The sequence below is a fragment of the Adhaeribacter sp. genome (genome assembly GCF_057359045.1).
Genome location: NZ_JBMQUD010000111.1, coordinates 39604 through 51666, shown reverse-complemented (window position 1 = coordinate 51666; position 12063 = coordinate 39604). Strand labels below are relative to the sequence as shown.

The window sequence follows — 12063 nt, the reverse complement described above, 5'->3', positions numbered from 1 at the left end:
GCTAACTACAACGCCTGAAACTGCCGCAGGAACCGGATATCGTTTTCAGTGAATAAACGCAGATCTTTTATTTGGTAACGCAACATGGTTATCCGCTCAATGCCCATACCAAAAGCAAAACCAGAATATTTTTCGGGATCGATACCGCAGTTTTGTAATACAGCTGGGTCTACCATGCCGGAACCGCCAATTTCTACCCAACCGCTTTGCTTGCAAATATTACACCCGGCTCCTTTACAAATCAGGCACGAAATATCAATCTCAGCGCTGGGCTCGGTAAAAGGGAAGAACGAGGGCCGGAACCGGATTTTGGTTTCTGCACCAAACATTTCCTGCACAAAGTAATAAAGGGTTTGCTTCAGGTCGGCAAAACTGACGTTTTCATCAATAAACAAACCTTCTACCTGGTGAAACACGCAGTGAGCCCGCGCTGAAATAGCTTCGTTCCGGAAAACACGTCCCGGCGATAAAGTGCGGATAGGCGGTTTCTGGTTTTCCATTACCCGTACCTGCACGCTGGAAGTATGCGTACGCAGCAGCATGTTGTCTTCTACAAAAAACGTATCCTGCATATCGCGGGCCGGATGGTTTTCGGGGAAGTTCAGGGCCGTAAAATTATGCCAGTCGTCTTCTATTTCGGGACCTTCCGATAAGTTAAAACCAATACGTTCAAAAATCCGGATTATTTCTTCGCGCACCACCGTAAGTGGGTGGCGGGTACCCAAGGTATCCGGTACGGGCGGCAAAGTAAAATCAATAGTTAATTCCTGGCGGCTGCTTTGAGCTTCCAGTTGTTCCTGAGCCTGGGCAAATTTAGCCAGCGCGGCTTCTTTTAATTTATTTACCTCCTGGCCGTAGGCTTTCCGTTGGTCGGGCGGTATATTTTTAATGTTGTCAAAAAGATCGGCAATCTGGCCTTTCCGGCCGGTATATAAAATCCGGAACTGCTCCAACTCTTCTTTGTTTTGCACAGCAAAAGCGGCAACTTCCTGGGCTATTTGGTTTACTTTCTCGTACATAAGCGCAAATATAGGCACTTATTAGCTTACGTGCTATTTCTATAAGGGCAGAAGTTTAAGCAACCGGATACGCCACAAATTCTTAGTTCCGTAGCTTCTAAACAGTTGCTTATAGCCCTTAAAATATCAATGTATAACCCTTAGAAGCCTTTTTTACCGGTAAAAAGCAGCTACAACCAGAACTATTTACCTTTCTGTTAGTTTAATAATCCGGGCAGGTAAATAGCCATATAATTAGCCATAAGTTTTACCGCGTAAAGTTTAAAATCAAAAGTGTGTAAATAGTAATTGTTTTATCTTGTTGATAATGAGCAGATTGCTGACAGATAGCCAGTGGGGCAGAGTGTAAATAGTATATTGGTGCAGTTGTACTTAAACCATTCAGTTATTGATATATATTTAACTACAGAGAATAATATTTTAAAAAAGTTGAATAAATATATAGTTAAGTTGAAAAATCTATTTTAATTTGCCAACCGAATGAACGTTCATTTGGGTGTGTTTACTACTAGCTTTGGAGAATATTTCGGATAAGAAGAAGGCCATTTTTGAGAGTACGCTTGCTTTAGTAAGAGAATACGGTTTCCATGGTACCCCGATGAGTCAGATTGCTAAAACAGCCGGTGTGGCGGCAGGTACCATTTATCACCATTTTGATAGCAAGGATACTTTAATTATGGAAGTGTATGCTTTTGTCCGGGATAAAATGCTGAACTCCATGCTACAAGACGATAATGAAGATATGGCTTTTAAAGACCGTTTTTTCAATTTCTGGATTAGCCATTGCCTTTTTTACATAGAAAATCCGAATGCGCTTTTTTTTATGGAGCAGTTTGTTAACTCGCCGTACAGTACCCGCGACCCTTTAACGGAAAACGAGCGTTTCCAGATAACATTTCGGGATTTAATAAAAGCTGGCGTAGATAACGGTATTCTAAAGCCGCTTAACCATTTAATCCTGAGTTCTATTATTCATGGGTCGGTGGTAAATGCCGCAAAAATTCACCTCTGTCGCCGGATTAATATTGGCGAGACTGAGCTTAAGCAAATAGCCCAGATTATTTGGGACGGCATGAAGAACCAAAGTGCCCCCGAAGCAGTTGGCTAGCTGCTACAGCACCAGGTAAAGGCGGGTTTCATTTTATGTTTAAGTATTACCTACTTATTCCGCTTACAGCCATTTGTTAGTTCCTAGTTTGCTTCCGGAAAATATTATACCGCAAATCAGCATATCTATTTTTTACCACTTTACTATAACATGAAAAAAATAAACTTTTTGTTGCCGCTGCTAGTAGGGCTGTTTTTTAACCCTTATATAGTTGCAGCGCAAACAAATAACAATAACCAACCTAACCCGGGTAGCTTTACGTTGGAGCAATGTCTGGCCTTTGCGCTGCAAAACCGGCCGGCGGTAAAGATTGCCCAACTCGATGAAGAAATTGCCGAGCGCGAAATTAAAGCCAATTTAGCCGGTTGGCTGCCGCAGATAGGCTTGCAGTATAACTTACAGCACTATCTTAAAATGCCGGTTACGTTGCTGTCGCTCGATGGTGGTCCGCCAACGCCGCGTACGTTGGGAGTTGCGAACACGTCTACGCTGGCCCTGCAAGCCAACCAAACCATTTACAACAACGATGTGCTGCAGGCCACCCGGGCCGCCCGCTTTGTGCGGCTACAAAACGACCAGAATACCCTGAATACCAAAATAACTACGGTAGTTACGGTAAGTAAGGCATTTTACGATGTGTTGCTTACCCTGGAGCAACAGCGTATTCTGGATGAAGCCATTATCCGGCAGGAAAAACAACTAAAAGATGCCCGGGCCCAGTATGAGCAAGGCCTGGTAGATAAAACCGATTTCCAGCGGGCCAGTATAACCCTGGCCAATATCCGCAGCGATCGCAAACGTACCCTGGAATCGGCAAAATCTAAGCTTACTTATTTAAAAGAATTAATGGGCCTGGCTCCCGAAAAGCCGTTGCAGTTAACCTTTGATTATAGCCAGATGGAAGGCAATATTCCGGTTGATACCACCGCGGGCGTTAAGTTTAATAACCGGATAGAATACCAGCAACTCCAGACTTTAAGGCAGTTACAGGGCTTAAGTGTAAATTATTACCGTTGGGGCTTTTTACCCAATGTATCGGCATTTGGTAATTATAATCTGGTAAACCAAAACAACCAGTTCGGCGATTTATTTAACCAGTCGTTTCCAAACGCTTTAATTGGTTTAAGTGTGGGGGTGCCTATTTTTCAGGGTACGCGCCGGATTCAGAACCTGCGCCGGGCCGAGTTAATAGACCAAAGCCTGGAAGTAGAAATAACCAATATACGTAACCGGATTAGCTCAGAGTACGACCAGGCGCTGGCTAATTACAAAAGCGATTTAAATGAGTGGCTCACTACCCGCAGCAATGTTGCCCTGGCCGAAGATGTTTACCGCATTATAAAGCTGCAGTACAACGAAGGGATTAAAACCTACCTCGACTTGATTACAGCCGAAACCGATTTGCGGGTAACCCAACTTAATTATTACAATGCCTTGTACCGGGTGCTGGCCAGTAAATTAGATCTGCAGCGCGCCCAAGGAACCATTAGTGTAATTTAACTTCTCTAGCTTTAAATATTCTTACAATATGATACGAAATGTATTTTCTATAACGCTGTTGGTTGCCGGAGCCCTGTTTGCTACTTCCTGCGGAAAATCGGGTAACACCCCGCAGAGCCCGCAGAATGCACCGGTGCCGGTAAATGCTTATACCGTACAGCAGGAGCGGGTAATTGGTACCGATACATACCCAGCGCGGGTAGTGGCTTTAAATGAGGTAGAACTCCGGCCCCAGGTAAGTGGCTACATTACCAACAGCTACGTGCAGGATGGCCAGATGGTAACCAAAGGACAAAAGTTATACGAAATAGATCGCACCCAATACCAGGCGGCATATAACCAGGCACAAGCCAATTTACGCAGTACCCAGGCTAACCTCGAAAGAGCCCGCCAGGATGCCGAACGTTACGAGAACCTGGCCCGCCAGGATGCCGTAGCCCGGCAACGGGTAGATTATGCCCGGGCCGAGTTAAGTACCGCACAAGCCCAGGTAGCCGCCGCCCAGGCAGGTGTTTCGGGGGCTTCTACCAATTTGCGCTATTCGGTTATTACAGCGCCCATGAGCGGCCGCATTGGTATTGCCCAGGTAAAAATTGGCAGCCAGGTTACGCCGGGCCAAACCCTGATAAACACCATCTCGGCCGATAATCCCATTGCCGTAGAGGTGGTCATAACCGAAAACGATGTACCCCGCTTTACCCGTTTACAAAACAGACCCGCCAACGACTCTGTTTTTACGGTTCAGTTTACCAATGGTAAAATGTATCCTTATCCGGGTAAAATTCAGGCCATTGACCGGGCCATTAACCCCCAAACTGGTACCATAACCGTACGGGTTAGTTTCCCCAATCCGGATCGGACCTTAATTCCCGGCCTGACTACGCTTTTGCAGGTACGCAACGAAGATATAGGCCAGCAACTGGTAATTCCTTATAAAGCTGTAACCGAACAAATGGGTGAGTTTTATGCCTTTGTTATTCAGGGCGATTCTGTGGTACAGAACCGGGTAGCTTTGGGGTCTAAGGTGGCCGATAAAGTAGTAGTGCGCGAAGGATTAGCCTCCGGCGATAAAATTGTGGTAGAGGGTATTCAAAAGCTTCGGCCGGGCGCAAAAATTACGTTAGGTGCACCGCAGCCGCCAGCCGGACCACCAGCCGGTAAATAAACGGGTGAATGAGTGAGTGAGCGGAGGCGTGAATAGATTTTAAATGGTTGAGCAGTATATATTTTTGCCATTTTAAATATTGTTTATCCCGGATGAATCAAACCGGTATTCATCCGCAGCATTATTCACTTCCCCATCTACTCAATCGCTCATGCGCTCAATCAGTCATTCAAAAAAATAACTCATTTATATAAAGAAATGATATCAGAAGTATTTATAAGAAGGCCGGTTACCGCCATTGTTATCTCGCTGGTAATTATGCTGGTGGGTACGTTGTCGATATTAAACCTGCCGGTTAGCCAGTACCCGAATATTACGCCGCCAGTAGTTTCGATACAAGGGAACTATACCGGTGCCGATGCCCAAACGGTGGAGCAAACAGTGGCTACGCCCGTTGAAACCCAGATAAACGGTACCCCCGGCATGACTTATTTATCGTCGAACAGTACCAGTACCGGTCAGATTTCGATGAACGTAAACTTTGAAGTGGGTACCGATGTGAATATTGCCACCCTGGACGTACAAAACCGGGTAAGTATTGCCGAACCTCGTTTACCCGAAGAAGTACGGCGCTTGGGTTTAACGGTTCGGAAACGGAATCCAACCATTATGATGGTAGTAACTTTTTACTCGCCTAATGGTACCCACGATATTAAATTCCTGGATAACTACACCAATATTTATATTCGGGACGCAATTTTGCGGGTACCGGGTGTTGGCGATATTAACACCGTAGGCGAGGAGTTTAGTATGCGGGTGTGGTTACGCCCCGATAAATTAGCCCAAATGGGCGTAAGTCCTATTGAAGTGGCCGCTGCGTTGCGGGAACAAAACGTACAGGTGGCCGCCGGTTCGGTGGGGGGCGCACCGCAATATTCTACCCAGGCATTTGAATACCCACTAACGGTAAATGGCCGCTTAACCAACCAGGAGCAGTTCGAAAATATTGTAGTCCGGACCCGGCCCGAAGATGGCTCGTTGGTTTATTTGCGCGATGTGGCCCGGTTGGAACTGGGTAGTTTTGGTTATACCCGGCAAGCATTTGTAAATGGTAAGCCGGCTACCTTTTTGCTCGTTTATCAATCGCCGGGCAGCAACGCCCTGGAAACCGCCGAAGGTGTATATGCGGCCCTGGATCGTCTGAAAAAAACCTTCCCGACCGATATGGATTACAAAGTATCTTTCGAGTCGGTAACGGTGGTGCAGGTTTCTATTGAAGAAGTAATGCATACGCTGGTAGAAGCCCTGGTGCTGGTAATTTTAGTCGTGTTCCTGTTCCTGCAAAACTGGCGGGCTACGCTGGTACCAATTCTGGCAATTCCGGTTTCTATTGTGGGTACCTTTATCTTCTTTATTCCGCTGGGCTTTACCATTAATACGCTTACCTTATTTGGTTTTGTGTTGGCTATTGGTATTGTGGTAGACGATGCCATTGTGGTGGTAGAAGCGGTGCAGCACTACATCGACCACGAAGGGTTATCGGCGAAAGAAGCTACCCGTAAAGCCATGAAAGATATTACGGCACCGGTAATTGCCATTGCGTTAATACTGGCCGCCGTATTTATTCCGGTAGGTTTTGTACCGGGTATTGTGGGCCGTTTGTACCAGCAGTTTGCCATTACCATTGCTATTTCGGTTTTAATTTCGGCTTTTGTGGCGCTTACGCTTACACCGGCTTTGTGCTCGCTTATGCTCCGCCCCATGAAACTCGACGAGAACTCCCGGGGTTTAAATAAGTTTTTCTACAAGTTTAACCAATGGTTTGCCCGCGTTACCCATTCTTACTCTAATGGCGTACGCCGCAGTATTAAAGCTGCGCCGCTGGTGCTTATTTTACTCGTGTGTGTGTATGCCGGTACCATTGGTTTATTCCAGAGCAAACCAACCGGTTTTATTCCTACCGAAGACGAAGGCCGTTTATTTGTAACCTTTGAATTGCCCCAGGCGGCTTCCAGCAACCGGACCATTGCCGTATTAAAGCAAATTTCGGAAGAGTTGCGTACCACGCCGGGCGTTAATAATTATTCGGCTATTGCGGGTTTAAACGTGTTAAACTTTTCGATTAAATCGAACAGCGGAACCATTTTTGTGCAGTTAAAGCCCTGGGCCGAACGCAAAGAAGCAGAGCAGCAATTATTTGGTATTATGGGCGTATTACAGGCCAAGTTTGCCAAGATTAAGGATGCCAATATTGTGGTAGTGCCGCCGCCGGCTATTCCGGGTTTAGGCCAAACGGGTGGTTTTAGTTTTATGTTGCAGCAGCGCGAAAGTACCGACGATATTAAGGCGTTTGAAGGCGTGGTAAATAACTTTTTGGCGGAGGTGCGTAAACGGCCCGAAATTACGGGTGCTTTTACCTTCTTTACGGCCCGTACGCCGGGTTACCAGTTAGAGGTAGACCGCGAAAAAGTTAAAAAGCTGGGCGTGTCGTTAACCGATGTTTTCTCGACGATGAGTACCTACATGGGAAGCCAGTACGTAAACGACTTTACCATGTATGGCCGTAACTTTAGGGTGGTTGCCCAGGCCGATACCGCTTTCCGGGACGATATTGAAGATCTACAGCAATATTATGTGCTTAACCGGCAAGGACAGTCGGTGCCGCTTAGTGCTTTGGTGTCGCATAAAGTAATAGAAAGTGCGCCGGTAATATCGCATTATAACCTTTTCCGGTCTACCGAAATTAACGGTAATGCGGCCCCTGGTTACAGCTCCGGACAAGCTATTCAGGCTTTAGAGGAAGTGGCGGCCCGGGTATTGCCGGCCGGCTACGGCTACGAGTTCTCCGGCTTAAGCCGAGAAGAATTGTCGTCGGGTAACAGTACCGTGTATATATTTGCGTTGTCTATAACACTGGTTTTTCTGTTGTTGGCAGCCCTTTACGAAAGTTGGTCGGTGCCTTTCTCAGTATTATTGGCGGTGCCTTTGGGTGCCTTTGGGGCCATTGTAGCCTTAATATTTTTGCCTAAACTTTCTAATAACGTGTATGCCCAGATTGGTTTGATTACCTTAATCGGGTTGGCGGCTAAAAATGCTATTCTGATTGTAGAGTTTGCCAAAGAACGCGTAGACCACGGCGTAGATATATTAGAAGCTACCCTGGAGGCGGTTAGACTGCGTCTGCGGCCTATTATCATGACATCGCTTGCGTTTATTCTGGGCGTGTTGCCGCTGGCCTTTGCTGCCGGCGCGGGAGCCGTAGCCCGCCAAACCATTGGCTGGACTGTGGTGGGCGGTATGCTTTCGGCTACATTCCTGGCGCTCTTTGCCGTACCAGTATTGTTTTTGGTAATTACCCGCTTTGCCTACGGTAAAAAGAAACTGCAGGAACTAAAGGAACTGTACCCGAAAGTTGATTACGACCACGACGGCGAAGGTTTTGCACATTAGTATTTTCTATAATTAAAACAGAAGCCCTGCCATTTAATTGGCAGGGCTTTTTTTATTGCTGCTTTTCTCTGTTAAATTAAAATAAAGTTTAATGGTGTATATTTTATTGCTCAAATAAATAATCAAAATCAGCAATCAATCTGAATAATATTATATTTGCTTAGGTAACACTACCTCATTTAACGCTGTTTAACTTGAAAAAACTTTTACTAACCTTATTTTTATTAAAGTTGTCGCAAGTAGTATGGGCTCAAACCCAAACTTTGTCTGCAACAGATACCCGTTTAAATAACACTGATACCGGATTATCGACACCGCCCGATAACTCTGATCTAGCTAAAAGAAAATGGTTGGTGGGTGGCGCTTCGGTAGCCGGCATGGCGGGCTCGCTGGTCCTTTTTACCAAAATATCGAACTACGAATACAGCAAAAACTTTCATACCGTAAACGATAGCAAAGCCTGGCAACAACTCGACAAAAACGAACACGCTTTTATTGCCTATACCGCCAGCCGGTGGCTTACCGAAGCTTGGGAGTGGGCCGGATTGTCAAGGCGGCAGGCGGTGGGTTTAAGTAGTGCTACCAGTTTGGCGTATTTATCTGCCAAAGAATACCTCGACGGCCACAAATCGGATTGGGGCTGGAGTTGGACGGATATGGGAGCCAATGTAGCCGGTATTACTTTATTTGCTGCCCAGGAATTGGCCTGGAAAGAGCAGAAAGTGCAATTTAAATTTTCGGCCAGTCCGCGTACTTATGCCACCGATTTAGATAACCGCGCAAATATTGTATTTGGCAACACAACTGCCGAGCGATTATTAAAAGACCACAATTCCCAAACTTACTGGCTCAGTTTTAATTTAAAGTCGGTTACGCAGGCTTCTAAAATTCCGGCCTGGCTAAATGTTGCGGTGGGCTACGGAGCCGAAAACATGTTTGGTACCTACGATAATATTGGCTACCACAATGGCGTTATTGTTTTTGACCGCAGCGATTTAAAACGCTACCGCCAATGGTATATCGCACCCGATATTGATTTAACCAAGATAAACACCCGCAGTAAAGCCCTGAAAACGGTATTATTTGCCCTGAACTCCGTTAAATTCCCGTTGCCTGCCTTAGAAATATCGGAAGGAAAACTAAAAGCCCATGCCATTCATTTTTAGAATTTTATTACAGTAATCCGAAGTTCTACTTCTGCAATAGAAAAGCCCTGCAAGGGCGTAATGGTGGCCATTAATTTAACCTTGCTACACCTTAAATGATGGAACAGCTGGCAAATATTAGCTTCTGAAGCATAATTACTATTTATTAAGCGCATGTCTGGGCATCGAATAACTCACAACAAATAACGATAATTACCCTTCCAGCCATTTTTTAAAACTAGTGGCTTTGTCGCGGCTAATGTCCAGTTCCTGGTTAAAAGGCGGCTTTAAAGTAACCGCAAGGCCTTTGTAAGTACTTTGGATTTTACCCACGGTGTTTATGTGAGCAATAGTTTGCCGGTTTACCCGGTAATAAAGAGTAGGGTCGAGGAGGTGTTCTATTTCGTCGAGGGTATCCTGCTCCACCACATATTTCTGGTTTTGCCAGGTATACATAAAAATAAGTTCTTCTTTCCGGAACAACGCAACATTAGTAGTTGATACGGGTACCAGGGCGTTTTTGTGCACTGCCAAAAAACGATCTTTGTATTTTACCGTGTGGCCTACCATTGTTTGTAATAAATGCTTTACCTGCTCGGCGGCTAATTTAGTGTTTTGCTGATTCTTGTATTTTTCCAGAGCTTTGGCCAGCTCGGTTCTATCTATGGGTTTTAATAAATAATCGATGCTGTTGAGCTTAAAAGCTTTAAGAGCGTACTCGTCGTAGGCAGTAGTAAAAATAATAGGACAGCCAGGGTCTACTTGTTTAAAAATATCAAAACTAATGCCGTCGGATAACTGAATGTCAGATAAAATTAAATCGGGTGTTTGGTTATGGCGCAGCCAATCTACGCTGGCTTCTACGTTTTCCAGGATAGCCAATAAATGCGCAGTAGGTTCCAATAGCTGCACCAATTTGGCCAAGCCGCGGGCAACTAGGGGTTCATCCTCAATAATCAGAATATTCATATCAGCGGGACTTTAACGGTAAAATTTTCGGCATCGGCTGCTACCAAAACGGGGGCTTTAGAAATAAATTTATACAAGGACGTTAGGTTTTCGAGGCCTTGTTTATTCGAGTTCTCAATCAATTTCTTGGGTTGTAAATTATTCCGGACACTTAAATATTCTTGGTCGGCCATAATTTTAATATGTAAAGGTCGGTTAAATTGAATTATATTGTGTTTAATGGCATTTTGAACCAGAATTTGTAATGTAACCGGCACAATCTCTTTTTGCTGAACAGCGTCCGGAATAGCAATGTCGATTTTAATGGCTGTGGCAAAACGGGTCTCCAACAAAAAAATATAACTGCGGATAAAGTCTATTTCGGTTTGTAAACTCACCAGTTCTTTGTCTTTATTTTGGAGTACATACCGGTAAACTTTGGATAGATTTTGTAAAAAGTCCGAAGCCAACTGCTGATCTTCAAAGATTAAACTGTTAAGCGAAGTAAGAGCATTAAACAAGAAATGCGGATTCAGCTGGTTTTTTAAATTATCGAACTGCACCTGCGTTTTTTCCCTTTCCAGCCGCTCGGCCTGCTGAATACTTATTTTCCATTGACTCAGGAAATAATTGGCAAAGAAGCCTAAGTTAAGCACTACTGAAATTAGAATATACAGAATATAGGTTGATAAGCGAAATAAATCATCTATCTGGATAGGTAATTTGGGCGCACCCCACCAAAAAACAAAGGCCCGCACCAGCAAAATATATACCAGGCCCAAAATAGTTTGAATGGCCATGCGGCCAGGAATGCTCCGCTCGTAGGGATATACTTTATTCAGAAAACTATCCAGGTATTTAAAAAAATACCAGATAGTGGCAATTACCACCAGCGAAACCCCAAACATGCCCAGGTGTAGGTCTAAAGTAATTTTGGGAAAGCGAACGTACCGGATTAAAGCCCCCAAAAGAGCCAGGCACAGCAAAACGCCATTGGTGTAAATAAAATTTTTGGAAATTCTTAAATGGGTCATGGGGTTTGTTACTACCAACTTTGGGGAATTTACAAATTTATCTGCTGGCGGTGGCGGGCAAACTACTGCTAATAATTTGTCCGTCGCTCATTTCTATTATCCGGTCGGAGTTAGCGGCAAATTCCGGGTCGTGGGTAACGGTAATAATGGTTTGGCCTAAATCCTGGGTAAGGTGCCGGAAAATATCAAAAACCACCTGTGTGTTCTGGGAATCGAGATTGCCGGTGGGTTCGTCGCCCATAATAATGCTGGGGTCGTTAATAAGGGCACGGGCAATGGCTACCCGTTGCTGCTGTCCGCCCGAAAGCTTGCTGGCCGGTTTGTGGGCGTGGTCCTGTACGCCTAAAATCTGCAATTTCTGGTAAGCCCGTTCTTCAATTTCTTTGGGCGTGTACCGGCTTAGTTTTAAAGCCGGAATCATCACGTTCTGCAGAACCGAAAATTCGGGCAGCAAAAAGTGAAACTGAAATACAAAGCCAATGTGTTCGTTCCGGAACCGGGCCAGTTCGTTTTGTTTTTTGCCGGTTAGTACGGTTTGGTTTATTTCCAGTGTGCCTTCGTAATCGGTATCCATGGTAGAAATCAGGTACAGCAAAGTAGATTTCCCGCAGCCCGATTTGCCTACCAACGACACAAATTCGCCTCGCTGCACCTCTAGGTTAATATTTTGGAGTACCTGAAATTTTTGCGGTTCATAAAAATATTTATTCAAATTCGTAGTTCGGAGTATGGTTTCCATCTACAGTTATGAGTT

Annotated in this window: 9 protein-coding genes; 5 read left to right on the top strand and 4 right to left on the bottom strand. The window is 44.9% G+C overall.

Features of this window, described 5'->3' with window-relative positions; translation table 11 throughout:
* Positions 1–5: 5 nt before the first annotated feature.
* Positions 6–1019 (bottom strand): phenylalanine--tRNA ligase subunit alpha, encoded by a 1014-nt coding sequence (gene pheS, locus ACO1R6_RS16840; protein ID WP_486266170.1) that lies wholly within the window; start codon positions 1017–1019, stop codon positions 6–8.
* A 514-nt stretch (positions 1020–1533) separates the two neighbouring features.
* Here pheS and ACO1R6_RS16835 point away from each other — a divergent pair.
* The 5 genes from ACO1R6_RS16835 to ACO1R6_RS16815 all read left to right on the top strand — a co-directional run bounded on the left by ACO1R6_RS16835 (position 1534) and on the right by ACO1R6_RS16815 (position 9348).
* Positions 1534–2127, top strand: coding sequence for a TetR/AcrR family transcriptional regulator (locus ACO1R6_RS16835; RefSeq protein WP_486266169.1), 594 nt, complete (start codon positions 1534–1536; stop codon positions 2125–2127).
* Positions 2128–2277: 150 nt separating this feature from the next.
* On the top strand, positions 2278–3627 hold the full coding sequence (locus tag ACO1R6_RS16830; RefSeq protein ID WP_486266168.1) for a TolC family protein: 1350 nt from the start codon (positions 2278–2280) through the stop codon (positions 3625–3627).
* A gap of 28 nt (positions 3628–3655) precedes the next feature.
* Complete coding sequence (locus ACO1R6_RS16825; protein ID WP_486266167.1) at positions 3656–4792, top strand: efflux RND transporter periplasmic adaptor subunit; 1137 nt, start codon at positions 3656–3658, stop codon at positions 4790–4792.
* Between the two features lie 198 nt (positions 4793–4990).
* Complete coding sequence (locus ACO1R6_RS16820) at positions 4991–8182, top strand: efflux RND transporter permease subunit (RefSeq protein WP_486266166.1); 3192 nt, start codon at positions 4991–4993, stop codon at positions 8180–8182.
* A gap of 194 nt (positions 8183–8376) precedes the next feature.
* Entirely contained in the window at positions 8377–9348 is a 972-nt protein-coding gene (locus tag ACO1R6_RS16815) for a DUF2279 domain-containing protein (RefSeq protein ID WP_486266165.1), read from the top strand.
* A 192-nt stretch (positions 9349–9540) separates the two neighbouring features.
* Here ACO1R6_RS16815 and ACO1R6_RS16810 read toward each other — a convergent pair whose 3' ends face one another.
* From ACO1R6_RS16810 to ACO1R6_RS16800, 3 genes are read right to left on the bottom strand one after another with little or no spacing between them, the layout of a single operon-like run.
* Positions 9541–10296, bottom strand: coding sequence for a LytR/AlgR family response regulator transcription factor (locus ACO1R6_RS16810; RefSeq protein ID WP_486266164.1), 756 nt, complete (start codon positions 10294–10296; stop codon positions 9541–9543).
* On the bottom strand, positions 10293–11309 hold the full coding sequence (locus ACO1R6_RS16805; RefSeq protein ID WP_486266162.1) for a sensor histidine kinase: 1017 nt from the start codon (positions 11307–11309) through the stop codon (positions 10293–10295). The genes ACO1R6_RS16810 and ACO1R6_RS16805 overlap by 4 nt, the downstream gene beginning before the upstream one ends.
* 37 nt (positions 11310–11346) lie before the next feature.
* A complete protein-coding gene (locus ACO1R6_RS16800; RefSeq protein ID WP_486266161.1) occupies positions 11347–12048 on the bottom strand; it encodes an ABC transporter ATP-binding protein in 702 nt (233 codons plus the stop codon).
* Between the last annotated feature and the right edge of the window lie 15 nt (positions 12049–12063).